The sequence below is a fragment of the Shimia biformata genome (genome assembly GCF_016888515.1).
Lineage (GTDB): Bacteria > Pseudomonadota > Alphaproteobacteria > Rhodobacterales > Rhodobacteraceae > Shimia_A > Shimia_A biformata.
Genome location: NZ_JAFEJK010000001.1, coordinates 2,728,549 through 2,754,692, shown reverse-complemented (window position 1 = coordinate 2,754,692; position 26,144 = coordinate 2,728,549). Strand labels below are relative to the sequence as shown.

The following is a 26,144-nucleotide window of genomic DNA, read 5'->3' as shown; positions in this document are numbered from 1 at the left end:
CCTCAATTCTGACGGGTTGCGTCGACCCGATCAAGGGGCTGCACCAGAGCTATGACCTTGGGGCGGAATTTCAATCCTCACCGTCGGTTCAGCATTAGTTGATTGGTTATTTCAAAACGGACCGCCTAGAACGGAAGGAACGGTTCAAAGGGGATATGACCGATCATGAAGCGACTGATCCACCTAATCGCGGTTTTCTGGACACTGGGCACCCTGGCTGCATGGGCGGATGACCGGCCCGTCGTGGTCGAGCTTTATACCTCGCAAGGGTGTTCGTCCTGTCCGCCGGCGGATGCCTATCTGCGTCAGGAACTGGCGGGGCGTGACGATGTGATCGCCTTGGCGCTGCATGTCGATTATTGGGATTATATTGGCTGGAAAGACCTGTTCGCCGATCCCCGCTATACCAAGCGTCAGAAGGGCTATGCCCATGCCGCCGGGCAACGGTCGGTTTATACGCCGCAGATGATTGTCGGTGGCAAAGACCACGTGGTCGGCAATCACCCCGAAAAAGTCGAGGCGCTGATCCAGAAGCACAAGAAAATGGATCGCAAGGTTGACCTGACCCTGGAAAAGGTCGGGGGCAAGGTGCGTGTGTCGGCTTCGTCCAGCAGCTATCGCGGCCCGATGGTGGTGCAGCTGGTGCGCTATGAGCCGGGCAAGAAAGTGTCGATCAAGCGGGGCGAAAACGCAGGCAAGGTGCTGAGCTATGCCAATATCGTGCGTGAATGGCACCAGTTGGCGGAGTGGAACGGCGACCGCCCCTTCACGATCGAACGGGCGATGGATTCGGCGGGCCCGGTGGTTGTGATCGTGCAGGAACGCGGCTTTGGTCCGATCCTCGCGGCCGCGGCGCTGCGCTGATCAGGCGGCCTTTGGATCGACTTTCCAGCGGCGGTGAATCCAGAACCATTGATCCATATGTAACCTGACAAGCTGTTCCAGCCCGTCATTTACCTGTTGGGTCATGGTGACGGGGTCGGTATGGGCGATCTCGTCCTGCATCACGATCTCGAAATCCAGCCCGTTTGCAGCGCGCAGCCCGTAGACCGGGATCATGGCCGCGTCGAACTTGAGCGCAAGCTCGGCGGTGACAAGGCTGGTTGCGGCGGGTTTGCCGAAGAAATCCAGCTTTTCGCCCGCCCCAAAGTGCAGGTCCGTCAGAATGCCCAGCACGCCGCCGCCCTTGAGGTGGCGCACCATCTCGACCATTCCCTTGCGGCCCTGTTCGAACATGGGTTTCCCGGTCTTTTCCATCGCCGCTACGTAATGGGTGTTGAAATAGGCGTTCGACATGCGCCGATAGAGCCCGCCCATCATGTGACCGCGGTGCATCAGCGCGGCGCGGGCAGCGGTGTAGTTGCCCATGTGCCCGGTCACGAGAATGACGGGACGGCCCGCGGCGCGGGCGGCTTCCAGCTTGGCCAACCCCGGCCCGGTGACGGGCGCGCGGATGGCGCGGTCGACCATCTCCTGGCCCGAGTAGATCTCGATCAGCGTGCGCCCGGCATTGTCGGGCACCGCGCGGGCCAGGCGTTCGACCTCGGCTTTCGGCAGATCCGGCAGGACATAGGCGAGGTTGCGGCGCACGCGCCTGCGCCAACCCGCAATGGGGGCGATCACATGCGACACCAGCCAGCCCATCATCGGAACCCGCTTTTCGTATGGGATCAGCAAGGCAAAGCGGATCAGCCCGACGATAATCAGGTTCGACGTGTAATGCGCGATGCGCGTCGAAAGGGGGGGGGTGTCGGCGCTCATGTGTGGGATCGTTTGCCAAATGTCTCGCGGTGCCAGACATAGAGACCCGCACCCGCAATCACAAGTGCGCCGGATATGGTCAGGGCATCCGGGATTTCGGCAAAGAACACCAGCCCCCAGACCGTTGCGAATATCAGCCCGCAATAGGCAAACGGCGCCAGCATGCTGGCTTCACCCGCCGACAATGCGCGGATCAGAAGTAGCTGCGCGGTTGTGCCAAAGACGGTCACAAGCGCCATCAGCCCAAGGGCGGGCATGTCGGGCGTTTGCCAATAGGCGGGCAGGGCGGCGGTCAGGATCACGGTACCGAAGGCCGAGGTGTAGATCATCGAGGTCCATACGTCCTCATTCTTGCCGACATAGCGGGTGGTCAGCGAATAGGCGGAATAGAAACACGCCCCAAGAAGCGCGAACAGCGCATCCGGGGAAAAGGCCGTGGCGCCGGGGCGGATCACGATCAGCGCGCCGATCATGGCGACGGCGATCCCGGCGATGCGGCGCGGACCAAGGCGTTCGCCCAGGATCAACCCGGCGCCCAGCGTGATCAGAACCGGGTTCACGTTCATCACCGCCGTCACCTCGGCCAGACCGACACGCGAGATGGCAATGAAAAAGCTGCCCGTGGCGCAGAACAGAAAGACCGAGCGCAGAAGCTGTAGCCAGACATAGCGTGTTTTCAGCACCGACCGAAACCGGGGTGACACCAGGATCATTACGACCAGCATCTGACCGGCGTAGCGCGTCCAGAGCGTGGGAAGGACGCCGATCCGGGGGGCCAGCGCCTTGACCGCCGCATCCATCAGCGAAAAACACAGGACGGCGCCGATCATCAACAGGATCGCGCGGGAGTTTGGGCCAGAGGTGCTCATGCCGTCACTTAGGGCCGGGGCTTGCGGAAAGTAAAGCCGCGCGTTCAGTTATCTTCAGGCTGGATCAGGCTGATTTCGCCGGCGTCCTCAAGCCGCCGGATGGCAGCGATGACGGTATTGGCAGCGGCCTCACCGTCTTTCATCGGGATGTCGCCCAACTCGGCGGTGTCTTCGCGCAATTGTTCGGCCAGGCGCTTCGACGTGTTGCCAAGAAGAAACTCAGCCGCATCCGCCAGGTCGCCCGACAGGGCAAAGGCAAGCGCAGTCGACAGGGCGTCGGGGTCGGCCTCGCGCAGGATGCGCGGCACGTCGGCGGGGGCAATGCGTGCCGGGATGTCGCCGAAGGTGAAGATCGCCTTGCGCACGTCATCGGCAAAAGGGGCATCGGTCTGCTGCAGCCCGTCAAGCAGGGACTCGCGGACTGCGGCGGGCGAGAAGTTGAGGATTGCGCCTACCCGGGCGGTGGCGGGATCGGCAAAAGCGCTTGGCGGTCTTTCATCCAGCTGCGAAGCCAGCGTCAGCCCGATCCGATCCACGGCCTCGGGCGTGATATTGGCCGTCTGACCAATGGCATAGGTGATGCGCCGCGCGGTGTCGCCCGGAATGGCCTGCAACAGTTCGGCCGCCTTTGTCACCTCAAGCTTGGACAGGATCACGGCGGCGATTTCGGTGCTTTCGCTGTCGATCAGGTCGCGCAGATCGTCGACCGGCAGGGCGCGCAGGCGGGACCAGGGATCGCCGGAGGCGCGCACCCCCGCTTCCTTGCGCAGACGGGCCGCGGTCAGTGGGCTGATCCGGCCTTCCAGCACGTCCAGCGCACCGCCGATACCATCCGGGAAGGATAGGCCCACCGCTTCCAGTTCCTGCACGAACTCGATCACCACGCGCGACAGGGTTTCACGATCCACATAGCGCATGGATCCCATCAGGTGGGTCAGATCGCCCTGTAGGTGGTCCGGCAGGTTGGCAACCGGCACCTCGGCCCCTTCGTTCAAAAGGAAACGCACGATGATCGCGGCCTTCTGGCGGCGGCTGAGGCGGCTGGTCTGAAACGCAACCGGCGGCGCCTGTGTCAGCGCCGCCGTTTCTGTCGTGGTCATGGCGGAACCTTCCCGGTCTGGTCCCGGTGATCTAACCGCCGAACGGTGAAGAAAGTTTCAACACCGTTTGACTTGGTCAGTAGTTATGGGTGCGGCCGGTTCGGATCGCCTCGGCCAGCGAAACTTCGGGCCAGCTGCCCGCGCCGCCGCGCATGCGGATCTCCAACAGCTGGGTCTGGGCAAGGTCCAGCCTGCCCATTTCAACCAGCGCCTGCCCCATGTAGGAGCGCACCAGAAGGTTGTCCGGGTTGGTCGCCAGCGCCTTGTTGTAATAGCGCATTCCAGCGTCGACATCGCCCATCTTGCGGGTGGTGAAGCCCCAGTAGGTCATTACGCGGTCGTCCGTCTGGTCCTTGATCGAGGACAGGATGACCTGGGCGTGTTCGTATTTTCCAGCGTAGGCCAGTTCCCGCACGGCGTCGATTTTCTGGTCCAGCGACAGGCTGGATTTGTCCGGCTTCACGCATTTGCCCGCATCGGCGTCCCAGACCTTGCCAAACAGGCAGGTCTTGGTGCCGGTGGTCGGCGCCGGCGCGTCTCCGCCATCGCCCCCAGCGGCAAAGACTGGTCCGGCAAGGGCGGCAATTGCGACGATGGACAGGGCTTTCTTGGCAATCATGGTGAACTCTCTGAATGTGTTTTCGTTCGATGGCCCGAGGACGTGCGCCCCAAAACGGAAAGGAGCAATCGGGCGGTTCTTGCTTGTCAAAGGGGAATACGCTGGCGCACAAACCCTGGATCAAATTGTCCAAAAAGAAAAACGGCCCCCGCGTTGGATGCGGAAGCCGGAGGGCTGACTCAACTTGTGGTCTTTGGCACGCAGGTGCGGCTTGTGCTGTCCCAGACCGTGCCCGCCTTGCAGGATGCCGTCTGGTCAAAGTGATCGGGGCCACACCCCATCGCCATTGCCGAGACCGGAGCCAGGGCGAGGAGAAAGGCGCAAATCAGCGACTTGGTTTTCATGTCATATCTCCCTGTTGTCCGGGAGATCGTATCACGAAGGTCCGATTTGCGCCAAATCACGTAAAGATGAGCGGCGCTCAGGCCTCGCCGAAGACGCGTTTGAAGATCGTGTCGACATGTTTGGTGTGATAGCCCATGTCGAACTTTTCGTTGATCGCATCGACACCCAGAGCGGCCACGACTTCGTCGTCTGCCAGCAGCAGCTCGCGGAAGTCCAGACGCTCTTCCCAGACTTTCAGCGCGTTGCGCTGGACCATGGCATAGGCGTCTTCGCGGCTGACACCGGCCTGGGTCAGGGCCAGAAGCACGCGCTGCGACATCACGAGGCCGGGGAACTTGTTCATGTTGTCGAGCATGTTGTCGGGGAAGATCAGCATCTTGTCGACCACGCCCGCCAGACGGTTCAGGGCGAAGTCCAGCGTGACGGTGGCATCGGGGCCGATGCCGCGTTCCACGGACGAATGCGAGATATCACGTTCATGCCAGAGCGCGACATTTTCCATCGCCGGGATCACGGTCATGCGGACAAGGCGCGCAAGGCCGGTCAGGTTTTCGGTCAGGACGGGGTTCTTCTTGTGCGGCATCGCCGACGAGCCCTTCTGACCCATCGAGAAGAACTCGGCCCCTTCCAGAACCTCGGTGCGCTGCATGTGGCGGATTTCGACGGCGATGTTTTCGATCGACGAGGCGATCACGCCCAGCGTGGCAAAGAACATGGCGTGGCGGTCACGCGGGATCACCTGGGTGCTGATCGGTTCGGGGCGCAGGCCCAGCTTTTCGCAGACATGTTCCTCGACCGCCGGGTCGATGTTGGCGAAGGTTCCCACCGCACCCGAGATCGCGCCGGTGGCGACCTCCCAGCGGGCCTTTTCCAGACGGTTCTTGTTGCGGTCCATCTCGGCGTAGAAGCGCGCGAAGGTCAGGCCCATGGTGGTCGGTTCGGCGTGGATGCCGTGGCTGCGGCCGACGCGTACAGTGTCCTTGTGTTCGAACGCACGTTTCTTCAGCGCCGCCAGCACCTTGTCCATACCGTCCAGAAGGATATCGGCGGCGCGGACAAGCTGCACGTTCAGACAGGTGTCCAGCACGTCGGACGAAGTCATGCCCTGATGCACGAAGCGGGCCTCTTCCGAGCCGACATGTTCGGCCAGGTGGGTCAGGAAGGCGATGACGTCATGTTTGGTGACGGCCTCGATCTCGTCAATGCGGGCGACGTCGAATTCGACATCCTTGGCCTTCCAGACCGCATCGGCGTTTTCACGCGGGATCACGCCCAGATCGGCCATGGCGTCGCAGGCGTGGGCCTCGATCTCGTACCAGATCTTGAACTTGGTGGCGGGTTCCCAGATGTCGGTCATCTCTTTGCGGGCATAGCGAGGGATCATGTCACGGCCTTCGTGTGATTTACGGGGATATCGCGCGCGGTTTAGACTGCGGGCGCGAAAACAACAAGGCAGGAGCGGCGGATATGCTTCGATTTGCCCTTATTTCATGTGTTTTGTTAAGCGGCACGACTGCGCCGGTGTCAGCCGGGGACTGGCGGGTGCTGGACGATGCGGGCATCGCCGGCAGTTTGGCGGGCAAGACGGTGGAATATTCCGGTGCCAGCCAGTCCTTCTATGTTTCGGGGCGCACACTATATGACTCGGGACGTCCCAGCTGGGGCTATTGGGAAACACGCGCGGGTCGTTACTGCAGCCAGTGGCCGCCGGCAGACGGGTGGGCCTGCTATGGGGTAGAGGCCGACGGAAAGGGCCATGTGCGGTTCATCGGTGAAAGCGGTCATGTGACCGAAGGAAGAATTGTCGGCACGGCCGACTAACAGTGCCCGGTCCTGTGGACATCCCTTGGCGGTGGCGGGCAAAGTGGCAATATTCGAACGAAAGGATTTTGCAGATGACACGACTGAGGCGGGGCCTTGCGGTCCTGGGTCTTTTGGCGGGTATGAACGCGGCCCCGGCGCTGGCCGAAGTGCCAATCACTTACCTGGAAGGCAATAAGCCCGTTTTTACAATTGATGTGCCGGATTTCTGGTACATGCGATCCGGTGGCGACCGGGTGCTGAATGATCCCAAGCATGGCGAGGACAGGCCCGTCAGCCGGGTGATCGGGCTGGAGCCGGTGGATCGCGACGGCGTCTGGATGGGTTTTGTTGTGCCCGATGGCGTGACCACGCTGGAGGAGGCCTATGAATACCTGCAATATGTCGGGCCGTCGTTGTTGTCAGATGCCGAGATCGCCGAGGCCTATTCCCGCCGTATCGGTGGGCAAAAGGCTGTCGTGGCAAATGGCACCGGTCGGCGCGGCGGGCGGACCATCAACTTCACCGCCACCGTCATCGACCTGCCCGGGCCGCATGTGGCCGTCGCGGTGGCCATTGTCGAACCCGGAGCCGATCCCGGACGCGTGGCACAGTTGAACGCCGTGTTCGATTCGTTCCGAGTTGTGCGGTAGGAGATAGACATGGCCAGGACTTTGAAAACCCGCGTGGGACTTGCCGCTGCGCTTGTCGCGATACTTCCGCTTGTGGCCGCCTGCAACGGCCCCTCCGGGAGTGCCAGCACAGGGGTCTATTACGACTCGTTTCTATGGAACGACTATTACTGGAACCGGCCTCCGGGGAACCGACCGATTCAGCCCAAACCCGGCAATCCGATCGAGCCGCCGCCGCCGACGGTTGGCCCACCACCTGTGACACGCCCGCCCAACCCGGATTTCCCGGTCACGCGACCCTTGCCCGCGCCCCGGCCAACACCCCGTCCGATGCCACGGGCGCGCTGAGCGTAATCAAGACAAGAACTGGCCGGGATCAATCAGCCCCGGCCAGTCTCGTTTCGACCTTTGCGCCACCTTCCAATGTGCGGTGGACCGGGCATTTGTCGGCGATTTCCAAAAGCTTTGCGCGCTGATCTTCATCCAGCGCGCCTTCAAGCCGGATCACCCGGCGAAACAGGTCGACCTTGTTTCCCACCCGCGCCCCGGCATCCTGCGCGTGGACCTTGTCATGACAGACATCGACCTCGACATGGGTCAGGGGCCAGCCCTTGCGCCGGGCATACATGCGAATGGTCATTGAGGTGCAGGCCCCAAGCCCGGCGGACAGGAACCCATAGGGGGACATGCCCCGGTTGGTGCCGCCATAGGCCTCGGGTTCGTCGGCCAGCGCGTGGTGGTTGGGGCCTGAATTTACATCCTGAAGGAACCCCTTGGGGTCCGCTTCGGACGCACGCACGACCCCTTCGGGCGCGCCAATCGGCGGGGCCGGGGGCACGAGGTCGAGATAACGCGCACTCCAGGCGGCGATGAGTTCGGCGGCGTATTCTGCATCCTCGGCCCGCGAGACCAGGTGATCGGCATCATCCAACGTCACAAAGCTTTTCGGGTGTTTGGCCGCCATGAAGATGTCAGCGGCGTTCTGGATTCCGACGGTTTCGTCGCGGGGGGCGTGCATCACCAGCAACGCGCCGCGAAACTGCCCGATGGCATCGCTGAGCGAGGCTTCGGTCACGTCGCGCACGAAACTATCGCTGATGCAGAACCTGCGCCCGGCCAAAGAGACCGAGGCGCGACCCTGTTCCTTGATCTCGGCCAGGTGGTCGGAAAAGTTTTCAATCACGTGGCCGGGATCGAACGGGGCGCCGATTGTCACCGCCGCGCGCACGGACCCGATCCTTGGGGCGACGCCCAGAACTGCGGCCCCGCCCAGCGAATGCCCGATCAGCATATCTGGGGTCATGCCCTGTTCCGACAGCCATGCCGCTGCTGCCTGCAGGTCTTCCAGGTTCGAGGTGAACCCGGTGTTGGCGAACTCGCCCTCGGAATGGCCAAGCCCGGTAAAATCGAAGCGCAGGACCGCAAACCCCATCGCGGCCAGGCGCCCGGCGATACGTCGCGCGGCGGCAATGTCCTTGCCGCAGGTAAAGCAATGGGCAAACAGCGCCGTGGCCAGCCGCGGACCTTCGGGAAGGTCCAGCCGCGCGGCAAGCAGTTGGCCATCATGTCCGGGGAATGTGATGCGTTGGGTCGGCATGGCGGGCTCCTGTCGGTTTCCCGACAGGATGGGCGCTGGGCGTCAAAAACCCAAGGGGCGGAACCGGGCTGTCACGCGATGTTGAGAACGCGTCAGCGCCCCATCAGGGCGGCATCAAACGGGTAGGTCGTCAGGTTTTCATAGCCGGTTTCGGTGATCAGAACCTGATCTTCCAGTTTGATCGAGAAATCGCCCCCGACCTCGCCGACACAGGCCTCGACGCAGAGGACCATGCCGGGTTCAAGCGGATAGTCATAGGCGCCCGCCACGGCCCTGTCGGGGTAGGCGACAAGGGGCCATTCATCACACAACCCGACCCCGTGCATCAGGCAGCCGTATTTCTGGGCCTGAAACTTGTCGTCCAGCCGATGCGTATTGGCGGAAAGTTCCGGGATCGTCACACCGGGTTTCAGCATCTCCATGTTGGTCATGATATGCTCGTGGGCGTGTTGCATGGCATAGACCATGTCCGGCCGTGGCGCTCGGTCGCCGATCCACCAGCTGCGCGAGATGTCGATGCAGATCCCGTATGAGCCGATCAGGTCGGTGTCGAAGCTGATGATCTCGTTTCTTTGGGTGATGCGCGGGCCGCATTCCTGAAACCACGGGTTGGTGCGCGGGCCCGAGGCCAGAAGCCGGGTTTCGATCCATTCACCGCCGCGCCGGATGTTTTCGGCATGAAGCACCGCCCAGATGTCATCCTCGGTTGTCTGTCCGTCACCGACATTGGCGCGGGCGAAATCCTCCATCGCGGCGACGGCGGTTTCGCAGGCATGGTGGGCGCAGCGCATGGCAAGGATCTCGTCGGAGCCTTTGACGGCGCGGGCCTTCTCGGTCACTTCCTCGCCTTCCATGATCTGAAACCCCTGCGCCTCAAGCGCGCGCAACCCGTGCAGCATGATCTTGTCCACGGCAAGCCGGGTGTTGCCGGGGCTATGTTCCTGCAAAAGCACGCGCACCTCGTTGGCAAAGACATCCGCCTGCACATCGACCTTGTCGCCCCGGTCGAAATAGAACAGGTCCGCGCCCGACCGCTGTTCCCGCACCAAGGAGTTGAATTTGCTGAGAAAGGGAGAGTTCTTGTAGTCCCAGATCACCATATAGCCATCGGCACATAGCAGCACGGCGCGGAACGGGTTGTGGGTGTTCCACAACTGCATGTTGGTGCTGTCGGTGGCATAGCGGATGTTCAGCGGGTCAAACATCAAAAGCCCGCCATATCCGCGATCCACGATATGCCGCGTCAGCCGTTCCCAGCGATAATGGCGCATGGCGGCAAGGTCGGGCAGGACCAGTCCGGCGACCTCCCATTCCTGATAGGCGAGCGCGGTGGGGCCGATCTCGATCCGGTCGCCAGTGTTGTCCGTGCCGTCGCCCAGTTTTGCGCCCTTGGTCGGGTCGATCTTGCGGGTGTCGCGGTAATGCGTGTCCATGCGGGCCCTCCTGCTGTTCCTGCCATGGTGTTGGCGGGCGGGGTGGGGCGTCATGCACAAAAGCGACCATCGGGTTCGGTTTTGGAGTGCAGGCGCGGGATGTGATTGCTAGTCAGGGGCATGACATTGATCCTGCATGACACCATCCCCTATGACCCGCTGACGCCGCGCCCCCTGCCGGGGATCGCGCCGCTGGACCCGGATGACTGGCTTCTGATCGACGAAGCCTATGCCGGGCAGATGGCAGAACGGGTGCGCTTGATCGCCGAACGCCCCGAGGCGGTGCATGCGATGGACCCCGAGGCATTGCCCGCCGCGCAGGAATTGCTGGAGTTCGCCCTGTCCGAGATCGCGCGGCTTGCGCCCATAGGGTTCGAGAGGGCGGGAGATCAGATCACCACCCCGGACGGGCGCGCGGTCGCAATTGACCGTGACCATCCTTTGCAGGTTTTGGGGGTCATTCTGCAAGATGACTTCTGCATCTTGCAAAAACGCGGCGACGAACATGTCCTGACCGGCGCGATCCTGTGTTTTCCGGCAAGCTGGACGCTGGCGCAGAAGGTCCTGAAACCGCTTCTGGCGATCCATGTCCCGGTCGAAAGCTATGACGACAACATCGCCCGCCGGGTGCAGCGGCTGTTTGACGGCGTGCGGGTGGGGCGCCCGATCTGGCGGTTCAACGCGCTTTGGTATGACGATCCCGCGCTGCATCAGCCCCGGCTGGAAGGCGACGCGCGTCCGATTTGTCGACCCGGCCATCCCCGTTTCATGCGCAGTGAGCGGCAGGCGATCATGCGTCTGCCTGAAAGCGATGCGGTGGTCTTCTCGATCCACACCTATCTGTTGCCCGAGGCGGCGCTGGCGGTCTGAAATCGACCTGACCAGCAGGCAAAAGAAAAGGGCGCCCGAAAGCGCCCTTTCCCGAAACTCTCCGAAACCGGATCAGCAGCTGTAGTACATGCCGAATTCGACCGGGTGCGGGGTGTGTTCGTAGGTTTCGATCTCTTCCATCTTGAGGTCGATGTAACCCTGGATCTGGTCCTTGGTGAACACGTCGCCTGCCAGCAGGAAGTCCATGTCCTTTTCCAGCTCTTCCATGGCTTCGCGCAGCGAACCACAGACGGTCGGGATGCCGGCCAGTTCCTCGGCGGGCAGGTCATAGAGGTTCTTGTCCATGGCTTCGCCCGGATCGATCTTGTTCTGGATGCCGTCAAGACCGGCCATCAGCAGTGCCGCGAAGCACAGGTAGGGGTTCGACGACGGATCGGGGAAGCGGGCTTCGACGCGCTTGGCTTTCGGCGATTCAGTCCACGGAATACGGACACAACCCGAGCGGTTGCGGGCCGAATACGCGCGCAGAACGGGCGCTTCGAAACCGGGGATCAGACGCTTGTAGCTGTTGGTCGACGGGTTGGTGAAGGCATTGAGCGCTTTCGCGTGCTTCAGGATGCCGCCGATGAAATACAGTGCTTCCTGGCTCAGGTCGGCGTATTTGTCGCCTGCGAACAGCGGCTTGCCGTCTTTCCAGATCGACATGTTCACGTGCATGCCGGTGCCGTTGTCGCCTGCGATCGGCTTCGGCATGAAGGTTGCCGATTTGCCATAGGACTGGGCAACGTTGTGGATGACGTATTTGTATTTCTGCAGCTCGTCGGCCTGTTTGGTCAGGCTGTCGAAGATCAGGCCCAGCTCGTGCTGGCACGAGGCCACTTCGTGGTGGTGCTTGTCGACCTTCATGCCCAGACGCTTCATGGTCGAGAGCATTTCCGAGCGGATGTCCTGTGCATCGTCGATCGGGTTCACCGGGAAATACCCGCCCTTGACGCCCGGACGGTGGCCGGTGTTGCCCATTTCATATTCGGTATCGGTGTTCCACGACGCGTCCAGCGCATCAACTTCGTAGGATACCTTGTTGATCGAGTTCGAGAAACGCACGTCGTCGAACAGGAAGAATTCCGCCTCGGGGCCCATGTAGGCCACATCGCCGATGCCCGACGATTTCAGATAGGCTTCGGCCTTCTGCGCGGTGCCGCGCGGGTCGCGCTCATAGGCTTCGCCGGTGTCGGGTTCGACAACCGAGCAGTGGATGCAGAGGGTTTTCTCGGCATAGAACGGGTCGACATAGGCGCTGGTGGTGTCGGGCATCAGTTTCATGTCCGATGCTTCGATCGATTTCCAGCCTGCGATCGACGAACCGTCGAACATGAAGCCTTCTTCAAGGAAGTCCTCGTCGACCTGATCGGCCATCACGGTGACGTGCTGAAGCTTACCGCGCGGGTCGGTGAAACGGATGTCGACGTATTCTACGCCTTCGTCCTTGATCTGCTGGAGAACTGCGTCTGCGCTCATTCCCTGGTTCCTTCTGTCTAGAGATGTAGTTTGAATTCGTGGCTTAAAGCGCGTCCGAGCCGGACTCGCCGGTGCGGATGCGGATGGCCTGTTCGATGGTCGAGACAAAGATCTTGCCGTCGCCGATCTTGTCGGTCTTGGCAGCGTCCACGATGGCCTCGATCGCGCCGTCGACCTGGTCGTCGTCAAGAACGACCTCGATCTTCACTTTGGGCAGGAAGTCCACGACATACTCGGCGCCGCGATAAAGCTCGGTATGGCCTTTCTGACGGCCAAAACCCTTGACTTCGATGACGCTGAGGCCCTGAACGCCCACATCCTGAAGCGCTTCCTTCACTTCGTCGAGCTTGAAGGGTTTGATGATCGCTTCGATTTTTTTCATGTGTGACTCCCTCACCAATGGTGCTTGCACCGCTCAGACCACTTCTCTTGTCGGTCCACAATTGGCTAAGGTGACGCGGGGTGGCGCGGGGCGGTGGATTCCTGCCGGCTGCACAAAAAATGGGCATATTGCGCGAAATTCGCGCTGAATTGAATCGCAAAGGATCACAAAGTGACCGAATTACTCACTGCTGCCCAAATGCGCGCCATAGAAAAGGCGGCGATTGATTCCGGCGAGGTGACCGGGCTGGAGCTGATGGAGCGGGCCGGGCGGGGCGTGGTCGAAGCGGTGTTCGAGGAATGGCCCGAACTGGCAAAAACCTCGCATCGCGCCGTGGTTTTGTGCGGCCCCGGCAACAACGGCGGCGACGGGTTTGTCGTGGCGCGTCTGTTGAAGGAGTGGGGCTGGGAGGTGGAGGTTTTCCTCTACGGGGATGCCGAAAAGCTGCCGCCGGATGCAAAGGTGAATTATGAGCGGTGGGGGGAGATGGGGGAGGTCAAGCCACTTGCCGTTGATCAGCTGGTCCGGTCCGAGGCAAACGTCTCTGGCGCTGAAATTCTCGTCGTCGACGCATTGTTTGGAACCGGACTGGTACGACGGTTGAATGACGAGATTTGCCACATCATGAGCATTGCGGCCGCAACAGATTCATTTGCTTTCTCCAAATGGGTGTTTGTCGACATGCCAAGTGGCGTTTGCGCAGACAGTGGAAGAGGGCTTCGCGCTTTTGATCCACCGTTGCCGGAATGCGCGATCACGGTAACGTTTCACCGTCAAAAACTCGGCCATCAACTGGCCGATGGTCCTTCTGAGTGCAGGTTGGTCGTGGTCAAGGACATTGGTCTCAACAGTTCACCCGGGGCTTCAGCCCCGGTTCGCCCCCGACCCGCCCCCCAGGGCGGGGGCGAAATCGCCCCCACCCCCGGGCCGGGGGCGAACCTTGGTGTAACAAGTACATCTGACCCGATTCTGGCGGTGGACGCACCTGACGATTCTGTTTTCAAGAACGGTGACCACAAATACTCCCACGGCCACGCGCTGATCCTGTCGGGCGGCGCAGGCAAGACCGGCGCGGCACGGCTGGCGGCGCGGGGGGCGCTGCGGATCGGGGCGGGGCTGGTGACGCTGGGGGTGCCGCATGAGGCGCAGGCCGAGGTCGCGGCGCAGATCACGGCGCTGATGATGTGCGAAGTGGGCGATCCAGGTGCGTTGAGCCATGTGTTGCAGGATGACCGGATCAACGCGCTGTGCCTTGGCCCGGGAATGGGACTTGAACCTGCGCGCGATCTGGTGCCGGTGGCATTGCAGCAAAAGCGCGCAACGGTGCTGGACGCCGACGCGCTGACGGGGTTTGCCGATGCGCCCGAAGTGCTGTTCGATATGCTGCACGAAGACTGCGTGCTGACCCCGCATGAAGGCGAGTTCAAGCGGTTGTTCCCCGACATCCACGCTAGGCTGATAGCACCAGCCACCACGGGGCCGGCCTATTCCAAGGTCGACGCCACCCGCGAGGCCGCTGCTCGCGCGGGCTGCACGGTGTTGTTCAAGGGGCCGGATACGGTGATTGCCGATTTGACCGGCGCGTGCAGCATCAACTCGGCCCATTACGACCGCGCCGCGCCGTGGTTGGCGACGGCCGGGGCAGGGGATGTGCTGGCCGGGTTCATCGCCGGACTTCTCGCGCGCGGTTTCGTGCCGATGCAAGCCGCCGAAATCGCCGCCTGGCTGCATGTCGAATGCGCGCGGACCTTCGGACCGGGCCTGATCGCCGAGGACCTGCCCGAGATTCTGCCCCGCGTGCTGCAAGAGCTTGCGACCTAAACGGTTGCGAACAGAATTGTCGCCCCGCGCCGGAATTTTCCTCTCGCATCCCGATTTCAGCTTTGCTATGCACCGCGCACCGTGCGGGTGTGGCGAAATTGGTAGACGCACCAGATTTAGGTTCTGGCGCCGCGAGGCGTGGGGGTTCAAGTCCCTCCACCCGCACCACTTTTTTTCCCGGAAAATTGCAAATCATGTCGCGGCGTTTTGCCTCGGGGTGTTTGGGCGTGCGCAGAGGAATGCGAAAATGCGTGCCGGGCAAGGTTCGGACGGGAAGCCACACCAGCCGGAAAGCTGTTCTGCTGAGATTGCAATTTGGGATTGGCGGATCATATTCTTTGGCCAGAGCGCGACTCGATCCAGAGTCGGATATTAGCTGAGATGGGAAGCTTTGAAATGAAACGTATTTATGCAGGTTTGGCGGCGCTGCCGCTGGGTATTGGCATGGCGCAGACCGCTGCCGCGGAAGATGGGTTCCGGTTTTACGGATTTGTGAACCCGGCCATTGTCAGCTTTGACGACGGCGCAACCACCACGACCGAATTCGCCGACAGCAGCCACGCGCCGTCGCGGATCGGCATCTGGTGGGAACGTCCGATGTCGAGCGCGACATTCAAGTTCAACTTTGAAACCGCACTTGGTTTCCGTGGCACGTCGTCGATCAGCCAGACCACCACGCCCGATATCTGGGACTGGGACAAGACCAAGCTGCGCAAGATCGACGCGATCTTTGAAACTTCGACCGCGGGGACCTTCTCGGTCGGTCAGGGGTCGATGGCCACGGACGGGGTCACGAATTCCGATCTCTCGGGCACGTCGCTGACCACCTATAACGCCATTGGCGACTCCGCGGGCGGGTTCTTCTTCCGCACCAGCGGTGGCGCGCTGTCGACGGTCAAGGTCGGGTCGGTTTATCCGAACTTCGACGGCTCTCGCAAAGGCCGGCTGCGGTATGACTCGCCCGATCTGGGGGGGCTGACCCTGTCGGCGTCTGTCGGGACCGAGATCCTGTCCAGCGGCAACGACGACGTGCTTTATGACGTGGCCGCCCGCTATGCGCGCGAGTTCGGGTCGATGAAATATGTCGCCAGCGCCGGTGTTCTGTGGAACGACATGGATGGTGGCGGCACCACGCACCAATATGCCGGGACATTCTCGGCGTTGCATATGCCCTCGGGTTTCAACGTCACCGTTGCCGCCGGTCAGAACAGCGCGGATGCCTCTTACATCTACGGCAAGCTTGGGGTTCGGCGTGACTTCTTCGCGTTCGGCACGACAAGCATCGCGGTCGACTATTACATGGGGCAGGACAATGTGAGCGCCGGTGACGAAAGCGACGCGGTCGGGATCGGCATTGTCCAGGAGATCGACAGCGCCGACCTGGAGGTTTACTTCGGGTTCCGTCAGTACGGCTATGCCGACACCACGGCAACGACCTATCAGGATGCCAATTCCTATCTGTTCGGTGCGCGCTGGAAGTTCTGAGCCGACACTGAAACGCACATCAACCGGGGGCGTCTGCGCAGGCAGGCGCCCCTTTGATTTGGTCGGTCCGTCAACAGGCACAAAATCGCGTCATTGCCCCTTGCGCCCATGCGCGGCGGGCAATAGAAGGGCGCAAATTTGTATCCGCGCGGGGACCCGCGCGCCGTAACCTATGGGGAAATGACATGCAGGTCACCGAGACTTTGAAGGAAGGTCTGAAGCGCGGTTATTCGATCACCGTGACCGCGGCCGAGCTGGACGCGAAGGTCAATGAAAAGCTCGTCGAGGCCCAGCCCGAGATCGAGATGAAGGGCTTCCGCAAAGGCAAGGTGCCGATGCCGCTGCTGAAGAAGCAGTTTGGCCAGCGTCTGCTGGGCGAAGCGATGCAGGAAACCATCGACGGTGCGATGAACAAGCATTTCGAAGACACGGGTGAAAAGCCGGCGCTTCAGCCCAAGGTCGAAATGAAGAATGGCGAAGAGTGGAAAGAGGGCGACGACGTCGAAGTCGAGATGTCCTATGAAGCGCTTCCCGAAATCCCGGAAGTGGACCTGAAGGGCATCGCCCTTGAGAAGCTGGTCGTCAAGGCTGACGACGCCGCCGTTGATGAGGCGCTGGCGAACCTGGCCGAGACTGCGCAGGACTTCAAGGCCCGCAAGAAAGGCTCGAAAGCCAAGGATGGCGATCAGGTCGTGATGGATTTCGTCGGCAAGGTCGACGGCGAGGCGTTCGACGGCGGTTCGGCGGAAGATTTCCCGCTGACGCTGGGGTCGGGTCAGTTCATCCCCGGTTTCGAGGAGCAGCTGGTTGGCGTGAAAGCCGGTGAGGAAAAAGAGGTCACCGTGACCTTCCCGGCGGAATACGGTGCCGAGCATCTGGCCGGTAAAGAGGCCGTGTTCTCCTGCACCGTGAAAGAGGTCAAGGAACCCGTTGCCGCCGAAATCAACGACGAGCTGGCACAGAAGTTTGGGTCGGAAGACCTGGACGGTCTGAAAGCGCAGATCCGCGAGCGTCTGGAAGCCGAATACGCCGGTGCCGCACGTGCGGTGATGAAGCGTCACCTGCTGGACGAGATGGACAAGCTGGTGTCGTTCGACCTGCCGCCGTCGCTGGTCGAGGCCGAAGCTGGCCAGATCGCGCATCAGCTGTGGCACGACGAGAACCCGGACGTGCATGACCACAACCACGACACCATCGAGCCGACCGAGGAACATACCAAGCTGGCCGAGCGCCGCGTGCGTCTGGGTCTGCTTCTGGCCGAGCTGGGGCAGAAGGCCGAGGTCGAAGTGACCGACGCCGAGATGACCCAGGCCATCATGAACCAGGCCCGTCAGTATCCGGGACAGGAACGCCAGTTCTTTGAGTTCGTGCAGCAGAACGCCCAGATGCAGCAGCAGCTGCGCGCGCCGATCTTTGAGGACAAGGTCGTGGACTATGTCTTTGAACTTGCAAAAGTTTCCGAGAAGGAAATCAGCAAGGACGATCTGGAAAAGGCAGTCGAGGCACTCGACGACGAGTAATCGGCAGTAATACCGCCGCTTCCTTGTGAAGCTGCGTCGGGGTCGTCCTTCGGGGCGGCCCCTTTTTGTTGAAAAGAGTCGACGCAATCAACTTTTGGTGGTGAAGTCTGCGCATTACAAACGACAGGAGATTTGAAATGCGCAATAAACTGTTGGCCGAGGTCGTCGGCACATTCTGGTTGGTATTGGGGGGCTGCGGCAGCGCGGTTCTTGCGGCGGGTGTCGCGGATGTCGGGATCGGCTGGCTGGGTGTCAGCCTGGCCTTTGGTCTGACGGTCCTGACCATGGCTTATGCGGTGGGCCATATTTCGGGCGGACATTTCAACCCGGCTGTCACGCTGGGGCTGGTTGTGGCGGGACGCCATGACGCCAAGGACATGGTGCCCTATTGGGTGGCGCAGGTCGTCGGTGCGGTGCTGGCTGCGGTGGTGCTTTATGTCATCGCGACGGGTGCGGCGGGCAGTACGGGCGTCGGGGGTTTTGCCTCGAACGGATATGGCGATGCGTCGCCACAGGGCTTTTCGATGATGGCCGGTCTGGTGACCGAGATCGTGATGACCGCGTTTTTCCTGATTATCATCCTCGGGGCCACGTCCAAGGGCGCGCCCGCCGGATTTGCGCCGATTGCAATCGGCTTGGGGCTGACGCTGATTCACCTGATCTCGATCCCGGTGACCAACACGTCGGTCAACCCGGCGCGCTCGACCGGGGTGGCGCTGTTTGCCGATGGTCCGGCGCTGGGGCAGTTGTGGCTGTTCTGGGTGGCACCGCTGATCGGGGCGGCGCTGGGGGCGATCATCTGGAAGGCGCTCTCGACAACGGGCGACTGAGGCGTTTCACTGCGGGGCAACGTTCCAACAACGGAGGCTGCGTTGCCCTATACCGCCTTTGATCGCGAAACCTTCGATGCATTCCGGGCCAATGACCGTCCCGGACCGATCCACATGCTGAACCTTGTGAAGCTGCGCGAGGCGGCTGAATACCCGGACGGGCGACAGGCCACTGGTGCCGAGGCCTATGCCGCCTATGGCCAGGAATCCGCGCCTGTTTTCAAGCGCTTGGGTGGGCGGATCGTTTGGCGCGGCAAGATGGAACTGATGGTCATCGGCCCCAAGACGGGCGAGGAATGGGACCTGTGTTTCATCGCCGAATACCCGTCTGTCGGCGCCTTTGCCGACATGCTGAAAGACCCGGACTATCGGGCGGCGATGGTGCATCGGCAGGCGGCGGTTGCGGAGTCTCGTCTGGTGCGGATGGCGCCGGTCGACACGGGCGGCAATTTCGGCGAGTAACCCGGCCCCGACGCACAAAAAAACCGGCGCCCGATGGACGCCGGTTTCAAATGTCTGAAGCAGTGAAAGATTACTCTTTCGGCTCTTCTTCGCCCTCGTCGTCGGACTGAACGACCTCGGCCAGATCGTCGTCGTCGGATGCAGCGGCACCGATGTCGTCGAACAGTTCGGCGATCTCGAACTCGGCGGCGGCTTCTTCTTCCGCGGCCAGTTCCTGGATCGACTTGCCCGATGCCTGAAGCTCGGCCTCTTCGGCCGAACGGGCAACGTTGACCTGGATGGTCGCGTCAACCTCGGGGTGCAGGCGCACGGTCAGGTCGTGCAGACCCAGTTCCTTGATCGGCGCGGTCAGGATCACCTGTTTCTTGTCGATGGTGAAACCAGCTTCGGTTGCGGCGTCTGCGGCGTCACGCGGGGTGACCGAGCCGTAAAGCGCACCCGAATCCGATGCCGAACGAATCACGATGAACTGCTGTCCGTCGAGCTTCTCGGCCAGGGCCTCGGCTTCTTTCTTGGTTTCGAGGTTACGTGCTTCAAGCTGTGCTTTCTGCTCTTCGAACTGCGCGATGTTGGCTTGCGACGCGGTCAGCGCCTTGCCCTGCGGCAGCAGGAAGTTACGGGCATAGCCCGGCTTGACGTCGACGACTTCGCCCATCTGGCCAAGCTTGGCCACACGTTCCAGAAGGATAACTTGCATGTGCTTTCTCCTTACTTGACGGCGTAGGGCAGCAGCGCAAGGAAGCGGGCGCGTTTGATGGCACGGGCCAGTTCGCGTTGCTTCTTGGCCGATACTGCGGTGATGCGGCTGGGCACGATCTTGCCACGCTCAGAGATGTAGCGTTGCAGCAGTTTCGTGTCCTTGTAGTCGATTTTGGGTGCGTTGTCGCCCGAGAAGGGGCACACCTTGCGACGGCGGAAAAACGGTTTTGCAGCCATGGTTTAGTGTCCTTTCCTCAAGCTGATTAGCGACGTTCGCGACGGTTGTCGCGTTCTTCGCGTTTCTGCATCTGGATCGACGGACCTTCGGGGTGTTCGTCAACCTTGATGGTCAGAACACGCATCACGTCGTCATGCAGGCGCATCAGGCGTTCCATTTCCTGAACGGCGCCTGCGGGGGCGTCGGTTTTCAGGAAGGCATAGTGGCCTTTGCGGTTCTTGTTGATCTTGTAGGCCATCGTCTTGACGCCCCAGTACTCGCTGTCGACGACCTTACCGCCGTTGTCCGCGAGGACGGTGCCAAAATGTTCGATGAGACCTTCAGCTTGCGCGTTGGACAGGTCCTGGCGCGAGATGAAAACATGCTCGTAAAGCGGCATGTGCACTCCATTCATTTTCAGGCGCATTTCAAAGAGCGGGGCCATGTGCCTTTCGCGCCCCGCCCACGAGAGACTGCGCGGTTCAGATATTTGCGAAAGGATGCGGCTGTATAGCGGATTCTCGCCGGGTCGCAACCCCTTAAAACTCAAGGGTTGCAGGGGCGTCGGGGCAGGGTGCTGGTGGGCGGAAAACCGCCTCCACCGCTTTTCCCCGGACCTGCCGCATTCTTGCCCGAATCCGGCGGCACCTTGACCCCAAGTCAGGTCGAGTAAGCAAGGCAAAAGAGGTCGCGAAGATGGCTGCCGCAACAGATTACATTCACAACAACCAGTCGCTCAGGGATCCCTCCCTGGTGCAGAAACACTCTGCGCCGGTCCGGGCGGCGGCTGTTCTTTTCGGGTTCGGGTTCATCTGGGCAGGCGCGGGCCTGTGGCTGGTGCCTGGGCTGGGCATGGAAGCAGAGATTCTGCTGACCAAGATGTTCCTGTCGATCCTCATGGTCACCGCCGGTGTCGGCATGACCCAGATCGCCACCGAGAAACCGCACCGGTCGCTGCACTTCGATGCCCAAAGCCGGCAGTTGCACGTGACAGAATCGCTGCCGCGTGGCCGCAGCCATGTCATCAAGTCGATCAACTACGAGGAAATCGCCCGGGTCGACGTCAACGATCAGCGCATGGTGATCTATGGCGATCACGGTGAGGAGCTGACGCAGCTGCTGCTGGATGGTCCCGAAGCGCGGCTGGATGCCATCGCGCATCTGCGCAGCCAGTCCCTGTTTCCCGGCTGACAAGATCGTCACCGCTTGAATGGGCTCGCCACTTGTGCGGGCCTTTTCCGTTTCGACCTATGCCAGGCTGGACGCTAGGTCATTGCGCCGGGCAAGGGGGCGGGGTATTCCCGTGGAAACAGAACAAACATGGGGACTGGCATGAGCCGTGCATTTGTATTTCCGGGACAAGGGGCGCAGACGATTGGCATGGGCAAGGCACTGGCCGACGCCTATCCGCAGGCCAAGGCGATCTATGACGAGGTCGACGAGGCACTGGGAGAGAAGCTGTCGACCCTGATCTGGGAAGGCAGCCAGGACGAGTTGACCCTGACCCAGAACGCCCAGCCCGCACTGATGGCAACCTCGCTGGCGGCGATGCGGGCGCTGGAATCGGAAGGCGTGACCATTGCCGAAGCGTCGTTTGTGGCGGGGCATTCGCTGGGCGAATACTCGGCGCTGGCGGCTGCGGGGGCGATTTCGGTTGCCGACACCGCGCGTCTGCTGCGCACGCGGGGACAGGCGATGCAGGCTGCGGTGCCGGTGGGAATCGGCGCGATGGCGGCGCTTCTGGGGCTGGATTTCGAGACCGCGCGCGACGTGGCCGCCGTTGCTTCGGAGGGCGAGATCTGTCAGGCGGCAAATGACAACGATCCGGGGCAGGTCGTGGTCTCGGGTCACAAGGGGGCGGTTGAGCGCGCAGTGGAGTTGGCCAAGGAAAAAGGCGCCAAGCGCGCCGTCATGCTGCCGGTCAGCGCGCCGTTCCATTGCGCGCTGATGGGGCCGGCTGCGGAAGCCATGGCCGAGGCCCTGAGCCAGGTCGACATCCAGCAACCCGCCGTGCCGCTGGTGGCCAATGTCGTGGCCGAGGCGGTGAACGATCCGACGACGATCCGGGCGCTGCTGGTCGATCAGGTCACCGGGTCGGTGCGCTGGCGCGAGTCGGTGATGTTCATGGCCCAGCAAGGGGTCGACGAGATCTGGGAAATCGGTGCGGGCAAGGCCCTGTCGGGCATGGTGCGGCGCATCGACCGCGCGATTTCCTGTCAGGCCATCGGCACGCCGGAAGATGTCAAGAACATCGCGGCCTCGATGCGCTGATCGCCGGCTGGAACCTGAGTAATTGCGAAGAATTGAAAGGCGGGGCGACTCGTCATTGAGGAGAGAGACATGTTTGACCTGACAGGCAAGAAGGCACTGATCACCGGGGCGTCCGGGGGCATCGGTGGTGCAATCGCCAAGGCGCTGCACGGGGCGGGCGCGGAAGTCACGCTTTCGGGCACCCGGATCGAGCCGCTTGAAGCGCTGGCGGCGGAACTGGGCGACCGCGCCCATGTGGTGACCTGCAACCTGAGCGACGGCGCGGCGGTGGATGCACTGCCGAAACAGGCGATCGAGAAAATGGGCGGGCTGGACATCCTGGTCAACAATGCCGGGATCACCCGCGACCAGATCTTCATGCGCATGTCGGACGAGGAATGGCAGTCGGTGCTGGATGTGAATCTGACCTCGACGATGCGGCTGTGCCGGGGCGTGATGCGCCCGATGATGAAGGCGCGCTGGGGCCGGATCGTGAATATCTCGTCCATCGTCGGGGCGACCGGGAACCCCGGTCAGGCGAACTATGCCGCGTCCAAGGCGGGCATGGTCGGTATGACCAAGTCCATCGCCTATGAGGTGGCAAGCCGCGGCATCACCGCCAACGCGGTTGCGCCGGGCTTCATTGCAACCGCGATGACCGACAAGCTGACCGACGACCAGAAGGACAAGATCAACGTCCAGATCCCGGCGGCGCGCATGGGCACGCCCGAGGAAATCGCCGCAGCCGTGCTGTATCTTGTCAGCGAAGAGGCAGGCTATGTCACCGGTTCGACCTTGCATGTGAACGGCGGTATGGCCATGCTGTGACCGGGTTGGCCGCGCGGATGCGGCCTTCTCTTGTTTTCCCGCCAGCAGTCCCCACATCGGGTCGGGCGCGAAAGCGTTTGCCTTGGCAGGCGGATATGCTATAGGCCACGCAGATTTTCCGGGGGTGCCGTCGCGTGCGCCCGGGTGACCGGGTACCCGGACCTAAGAGCCGCCCCTTGGGGCAACAACCAGATCCGTTGCACGAAGCGGCGGAAAATCACAGGGCCGCAAGCGCCCATGACGAATGAGGAAAAGACATGAGCGACGTCGCAGACCGCGTGAAAAAGATCGTTGTGGAACACCTTGGTGTGGAAGAGGACAAGGTCACCGAGACCGCCTCGTTCATCGATGACCTGGGCGCAGACTCCCTGGACACCGTTGAGCTGGTGATGGCTTTCGAAGAAGAGTTCGGCATCGAGATCCCGGACGACGCGGCCGAAACCATCCAGACCTTCGGCGACGCCGTCAAGTTCATCTCGGAAGCTTCCTGAGACTGAACCGGTCAGACCGGATTTATAAAGCCCCCGCCCATCGGCGGGGGTTTTCTTTTTGCCGTGACGGGATGGGCGGAAACAGGCACACAGGCTTGCCGACGTGGGCCAAGTCGCGGTAAGAGCAGGCAAAGATCAAGAGGAAAGGGCAGGCTTATGCGTCGTGTCGTCGTTACCGGACTTGGATTGGTTACTCCGCTGGCATGTGGGGTCGAGGAAAGCTGGACGCGCATTCTGGACGGGCAGTCAGGGGCTGGTCCGATCACCCGGTTTGACCCGTCCCGCGTCACCACCAAATACGCGTGCGAAGTCAAATATGGCGATGGGTCGGACGGGACATTCAACCCCGATGACTGGATGGAACCGAAAGAGCGCCGCAAGGTCGATGATTTCATCCTTTATGGCCTCGCTGCCGCGGAACAGGCGGTGAAGGATGCCGGGTGGACGCCAGAAGACGAGGAATCGCGCCTGCGCACCGGTGTCATGATCGGGTCGGGGATTGGCGGTCTGAACTCGATTGCCGAAACCACGCTGTTGATGCACGAAAAAGGCCCGCGCCGCGTGTCGCCGTTCTTCATTCCCGGCGCGCTGATCAATCTGATCTCGGGTCAAGTGGGCATCAGATACGGTTTCAAGGGTCCGAACCATGCGGTTGTCACCGCCTGTTCGACAGGCGCACACGCCATTGGCGACGCTGCACGGCTGATCAAATATGGCGATGCCGACGTGATGGTGGCAGGCGGGGCCGAGGCCGCGATCTGCGAGATCGGGATTGCCGGGTTCAACGCCTGCAAAGCGTTGTCTACCAAACGCGAAGATGACCCCAAGGCCGCCAGCCGCCCTTATGACGCCGACCGTGACGGGTTCGTCATGGGCGAGGGCGCCGGGATCGTTGTCCTGGAAGAATACGAACACGCCAAGGCGCGTGGCGCCAATATCTATGCCGAGGTGCTGGGCTATGGCCTGTCCGGGGACGCCTATCACATCACCGCGCCGTCGGAAGATGGCGAAGGCGGCGAGCGGTCGATGCGGGCGGCGCTGAAGGATGCCGGGCTTGAGCCGAAGGACATCGACTATATCAACGCGCATGGCACCTCGACGATGGCGGATGTCATCGAATTGGGGGCTGTTGAGCGCATGATGGGCGATGCGGCAGGCAAGGTGACGATGTCCTCGACCAAGTCGATGACTGGCCACCTGTTGGGTGCGGCGGGCGCGATCGAGGCGATCTTTTCGATCCTCGCGGTTCGTGACCAGGTTGCGCCGCCGACGATCAACCTTGACAACCCGGCCGTCGAAAGCCCGGTTGACCTGGCACCGAACAAGAAGGTCGAACGTGAAATCAACGTCGCCCTGTCCAACTCGTTCGGATTTGGCGGCACCAATGCGTCGGTGCTGGTCGGAAAGGTTCGCTGATGTGGCGAAACATTGCGTCCAACGCGCTCACGCTGCTCATCGTGATCGTGTTCCTTCTGGGTGGCGTCGTCATCTGGGGGCAGCGTGAATACACCGCAGAAGGGCCGCTGACAGACGCGATCTGCGTGCGTGTGGATCGCGGTGCGACCATGTCAAAAGTGTCGGCCCAGCTTGAGCGCGATGGCGCGATCACCAACGGGGCGATCTATCGCATCGGGGCGGACTACACCGACAAGTCCAGCCAGTTGAAAGCGGGCGCGTTCCTGGTGCCGGCGGGTGCGTCGATGCAGCAGATTGCCGATATCCTGACCCGCGGCGGTGCCAGCACTTGCGGCACCGAGGTGGTCTATCGTGTCGGCGTGACGCGGCAGGAAATCCAGGTGCGAGAGCTTGACCCCGCAACCACGCGGTTTGTCGAGATCGCGGCCTTTGACCCCAAGGCTGAAGGCGTTGAGCCGCCAGCCAAGTTCTTCGAGGTCGTGGCAGCCGCCGATACGCGTTATCGCCTGTCGCTGGCCGAAGGCGTGACAAGCTGGCAGGTGATGGATGCGCTTAATGCAATCGAGTTCCTGTCGGGCGAGATCGAATTGCCCGCCGAAGGCACGTTGGCACCGGATTCCTATGAATTCCGCAGGGGCGACAAGCGCAGCGATCTGATCGCCCGGATGCAGGCAGCGCAGGCGGCGCTGGTGGCCGAAGCCTGGGCCAACAGGGTTGATGATCTGCCGCTGCAGTCCCCCGAAGAGCTGGTGATCCTGGCCTCGATCATCGAAAAGGAAACCGGCGTGCCGGAAGAACGGCGTCAGGTGGCAAGTGTCTTCGTCAACCGCCTGAAGCAGGGCATGCGGCTGCAGACAGACCCGACGGTGATTTATGGCGTCACCAAGGGGCAGGGAGTTCTTGGCCGTGGCCTGCGCCAAAGCGAATTGCGTGGACGTACCCCGTGGAACACCTATGTCATCGACGGGTTGCCGCCCACGCCGATTGCCAATCCCGGCAAGGCCAGCCTGATGGCGGCCGCCGATCCCGATACGACGGACTTCATCTTCTTTGTTGCCGATGGCACCGGCGGTCATGCCTTTGCCGAAACACTGGAAGAGCATAACCGCAACGTCGCCAAGTGGCGCGAGATCGAGGCACAGCGGGCCAACCAGTAGGGCTGCGTGTTAAGCCCTTGTTAAGGCGCGAAATCTTGACTTTGCGTACGGTCTGACGTAGACATATCTCACGCTGGAAGA

Annotated in this window: 29 protein-coding genes and 1 tRNA gene; 17 read left to right on the top strand and 13 right to left on the bottom strand. The window is 61.8% G+C overall.

The genetic code is table 11. The annotated features are described in order from the left end of the window. Nucleotides 1-165 precede the first annotated feature (165 nt). Nucleotides 166-864: a DUF1223 domain-containing protein gene (locus JQ863_RS13525; protein ID WP_204114681.1), complete on the top strand. Its 699-nt coding sequence runs from the start codon at nucleotides 166-168 to the stop codon at nucleotides 862-864. Here JQ863_RS13525 and JQ863_RS13520 read toward each other — a convergent pair whose 3' ends face one another. The 6 genes from JQ863_RS13520 to purB all read right to left on the bottom strand — a co-directional run bounded on the left by JQ863_RS13520 (nucleotide 865) and on the right by purB (nucleotide 6,078). Further along, on the bottom strand, nucleotides 865-1,761 hold the full coding sequence (locus JQ863_RS13520) for a lysophospholipid acyltransferase family protein (RefSeq protein ID WP_204114680.1): 897 nt from the start codon (nucleotides 1,759-1,761) through the stop codon (nucleotides 865-867). After that, nucleotides 1,758-2,630, bottom strand: coding sequence for a DMT family transporter (locus tag JQ863_RS13515; RefSeq protein WP_204114679.1), 873 nt, complete (start codon nucleotides 2,628-2,630; stop codon nucleotides 1,758-1,760). The genes JQ863_RS13520 and JQ863_RS13515 overlap by 4 nt, the downstream gene beginning before the upstream one ends. Nucleotides 2,631-2,674: 44 nt before the next feature. Next, a complete protein-coding gene (locus JQ863_RS13510) occupies nucleotides 2,675-3,730 on the bottom strand; it encodes a flagellar motor switch protein FliG (protein WP_204114678.1) in 1,056 nt (351 codons plus the stop codon). Between the two features lie 76 nt (nucleotides 3,731-3,806). Continuing rightward, complete coding sequence (locus tag JQ863_RS13505; protein ID WP_204114677.1) at nucleotides 3,807-4,349, bottom strand: tetratricopeptide repeat protein; 543 nt, start codon at nucleotides 4,347-4,349, stop codon at nucleotides 3,807-3,809. Between the two features lie 179 nt (nucleotides 4,350-4,528). Further along, nucleotides 4,529-4,693 (bottom strand): hypothetical protein, encoded by a 165-nt coding sequence (locus JQ863_RS13500; protein WP_204114676.1) that lies wholly within the window; start codon nucleotides 4,691-4,693, stop codon nucleotides 4,529-4,531. Nucleotides 4,694-4,770: 77 nt separating this feature from the next. Next, nucleotides 4,771-6,078, bottom strand: a complete 1,308-nt coding sequence (gene purB / locus JQ863_RS13495; RefSeq protein ID WP_204114675.1) for an adenylosuccinate lyase — start codon at nucleotides 6,076-6,078, stop codon at nucleotides 4,771-4,773. Between the two features lie 83 nt (nucleotides 6,079-6,161). Between purB and JQ863_RS13490 the strand changes: the two genes are divergently transcribed. The 3 genes from JQ863_RS13490 to JQ863_RS13480 all read left to right on the top strand — a co-directional run bounded on the left by JQ863_RS13490 (nucleotide 6,162) and on the right by JQ863_RS13480 (nucleotide 7,474). After that, a complete protein-coding gene (locus JQ863_RS13490) occupies nucleotides 6,162-6,515 on the top strand; it encodes a hypothetical protein (RefSeq protein WP_204114674.1) in 354 nt (117 codons plus the stop codon). A 74-nt stretch (nucleotides 6,516-6,589) separates the two neighbouring features. Continuing rightward, nucleotides 6,590-7,147, top strand: a complete 558-nt coding sequence (locus JQ863_RS13485; RefSeq protein WP_204114673.1) for a hypothetical protein — start codon at nucleotides 6,590-6,592, stop codon at nucleotides 7,145-7,147. A 9-nt stretch (nucleotides 7,148-7,156) separates the two neighbouring features. After that, nucleotides 7,157-7,474 (top strand): hypothetical protein, encoded by a 318-nt coding sequence (locus JQ863_RS13480; RefSeq protein ID WP_204114672.1) that lies wholly within the window; start codon nucleotides 7,157-7,159, stop codon nucleotides 7,472-7,474. 28 nt (nucleotides 7,475-7,502) lie between these two features. Here JQ863_RS13480 and JQ863_RS13475 read toward each other — a convergent pair whose 3' ends face one another. Next, nucleotides 7,503-8,723: a bifunctional alpha/beta hydrolase/OsmC family protein gene (locus JQ863_RS13475; protein ID WP_204114671.1), complete on the bottom strand. Its 1,221-nt coding sequence runs from the start codon at nucleotides 8,721-8,723 to the stop codon at nucleotides 7,503-7,505. 92 nt (nucleotides 8,724-8,815) lie between these two features. Beyond that, a complete protein-coding gene (dddP, locus tag JQ863_RS13470; RefSeq protein ID WP_204114670.1) occupies nucleotides 8,816-10,156 on the bottom strand; it encodes a dimethylsulfonioproprionate lyase DddP in 1,341 nt (446 codons plus the stop codon). A gap of 120 nt (nucleotides 10,157-10,276) precedes the next feature. On the opposite strand from dddP, the gene JQ863_RS13465 reads away from it, so the two are divergent. Then, on the top strand, nucleotides 10,277-11,026 hold the full coding sequence (locus tag JQ863_RS13465; protein ID WP_204114669.1) for a heme-dependent oxidative N-demethylase family protein: 750 nt from the start codon (nucleotides 10,277-10,279) through the stop codon (nucleotides 11,024-11,026). A 72-nt stretch (nucleotides 11,027-11,098) separates the two neighbouring features. Here the strand turns inward: JQ863_RS13465 and glnA are convergent, their stop codons facing one another. Together glnA and JQ863_RS13455 are read right to left on the bottom strand one after the other, a co-directional pair. After that, entirely contained in the window at nucleotides 11,099-12,505 is a 1,407-nt protein-coding gene (glnA, locus tag JQ863_RS13460; protein ID WP_204114668.1) for a type I glutamate--ammonia ligase, read from the bottom strand. Between the two features lie 43 nt (nucleotides 12,506-12,548). Beyond that, nucleotides 12,549-12,887, bottom strand: coding sequence for a P-II family nitrogen regulator (locus JQ863_RS13455; protein ID WP_204114667.1), 339 nt, complete (start codon nucleotides 12,885-12,887; stop codon nucleotides 12,549-12,551). Nucleotides 12,888-13,058: 171 nt separating this feature from the next. On the opposite strand from JQ863_RS13455, the gene JQ863_RS13450 reads away from it, so the two are divergent. The 6 genes from JQ863_RS13450 (at nucleotide 13,059) to JQ863_RS13425 (ending at nucleotide 19,005) form a co-directional block, all read left to right on the top strand. Further along, nucleotides 13,059-14,708 (top strand): NAD(P)H-hydrate dehydratase, encoded by a 1,650-nt coding sequence (locus tag JQ863_RS13450; protein WP_204114666.1) that lies wholly within the window; start codon nucleotides 13,059-13,061, stop codon nucleotides 14,706-14,708. Between the two features lie 83 nt (nucleotides 14,709-14,791). Next, nucleotides 14,792-14,876: transfer RNA gene (locus JQ863_RS13445), tRNA-Leu, on the top strand. Nucleotides 14,877-15,104: 228 nt separating this feature from the next. Continuing rightward, nucleotides 15,105-16,193 (top strand): porin, encoded by a 1,089-nt coding sequence (locus JQ863_RS13440; protein WP_204114665.1) that lies wholly within the window; start codon nucleotides 15,105-15,107, stop codon nucleotides 16,191-16,193. Nucleotides 16,194-16,378: 185 nt separating this feature from the next. Then, on the top strand, nucleotides 16,379-17,713 hold the full coding sequence (tig, locus tag JQ863_RS13435) for a trigger factor (protein ID WP_204114664.1): 1,335 nt from the start codon (nucleotides 16,379-16,381) through the stop codon (nucleotides 17,711-17,713). A gap of 137 nt (nucleotides 17,714-17,850) precedes the next feature. Beyond that, a complete protein-coding gene (gene aqpZ / locus JQ863_RS13430) occupies nucleotides 17,851-18,543 on the top strand; it encodes an aquaporin Z (protein ID WP_204114663.1) in 693 nt (230 codons plus the stop codon). A 42-nt stretch (nucleotides 18,544-18,585) separates the two neighbouring features. Then, nucleotides 18,586-19,005 (top strand): DUF1330 domain-containing protein, encoded by a 420-nt coding sequence (locus JQ863_RS13425; protein WP_239113285.1) that lies wholly within the window; start codon nucleotides 18,586-18,588, stop codon nucleotides 19,003-19,005. 70 nt (nucleotides 19,006-19,075) lie between these two features. Here JQ863_RS13425 and rplI read toward each other — a convergent pair whose 3' ends face one another. From rplI to rpsF, 3 genes are read right to left on the bottom strand one after another with little or no spacing between them, the layout of a single operon-like run. Next, the gene (rplI, locus tag JQ863_RS13420; RefSeq protein ID WP_204114662.1) at nucleotides 19,076-19,702 is read right to left on the bottom strand and encodes a 50S ribosomal protein L9; all 627 of its coding nucleotides are present in this window, start codon (nucleotides 19,700-19,702) and stop codon (nucleotides 19,076-19,078) included. A gap of 11 nt (nucleotides 19,703-19,713) precedes the next feature. Beyond that, nucleotides 19,714-19,941 (bottom strand): 30S ribosomal protein S18, encoded by a 228-nt coding sequence (gene rpsR / locus JQ863_RS13415; RefSeq protein WP_008328567.1) that lies wholly within the window; start codon nucleotides 19,939-19,941, stop codon nucleotides 19,714-19,716. 26 nt (nucleotides 19,942-19,967) lie between these two features. Continuing rightward, nucleotides 19,968-20,321: a 30S ribosomal protein S6 gene (gene rpsF, locus JQ863_RS13410; protein ID WP_204115160.1), complete on the bottom strand. Its 354-nt coding sequence runs from the start codon at nucleotides 20,319-20,321 to the stop codon at nucleotides 19,968-19,970. A gap of 296 nt (nucleotides 20,322-20,617) precedes the next feature. Here rpsF and JQ863_RS13405 point away from each other — a divergent pair, with 296 nt between their 5' ends. From JQ863_RS13405 to mltG, 6 genes are all read left to right on the top strand, one after another. Continuing rightward, complete coding sequence (locus JQ863_RS13405) at nucleotides 20,618-21,112, top strand: hypothetical protein (RefSeq protein ID WP_204114661.1); 495 nt, start codon at nucleotides 20,618-20,620, stop codon at nucleotides 21,110-21,112. Between the two features lie 141 nt (nucleotides 21,113-21,253). Then, entirely contained in the window at nucleotides 21,254-22,192 is a 939-nt protein-coding gene (fabD, locus tag JQ863_RS13400) for an ACP S-malonyltransferase (protein WP_204114660.1), read from the top strand. A gap of 69 nt (nucleotides 22,193-22,261) precedes the next feature. Next, entirely contained in the window at nucleotides 22,262-22,999 is a 738-nt protein-coding gene (gene fabG / locus JQ863_RS13395) for a 3-oxoacyl-[acyl-carrier-protein] reductase (protein ID WP_204114659.1), read from the top strand. Between the two features lie 257 nt (nucleotides 23,000-23,256). After that, on the top strand, nucleotides 23,257-23,490 hold the full coding sequence (locus JQ863_RS13390) for an acyl carrier protein (protein WP_204114658.1): 234 nt from the start codon (nucleotides 23,257-23,259) through the stop codon (nucleotides 23,488-23,490). 156 nt (nucleotides 23,491-23,646) lie between these two features. Further along, a complete protein-coding gene (gene fabF / locus JQ863_RS13385; RefSeq protein ID WP_204114657.1) occupies nucleotides 23,647-24,906 on the top strand; it encodes a beta-ketoacyl-ACP synthase II in 1,260 nt (419 codons plus the stop codon). Continuing rightward, nucleotides 24,906-26,063 carry an endolytic transglycosylase MltG gene (gene mltG, locus JQ863_RS13380; RefSeq protein ID WP_204114656.1) on the top strand — a complete coding sequence of 386 codons (1,158 nt, stop codon included), beginning with the start codon at nucleotides 24,906-24,908 and terminating at the stop codon, nucleotides 26,061-26,063. The genes fabF and mltG overlap by 1 nt, the downstream gene beginning before the upstream one ends. The last annotated feature ends 81 nt before the right edge of the window (nucleotides 26,064-26,144 follow it).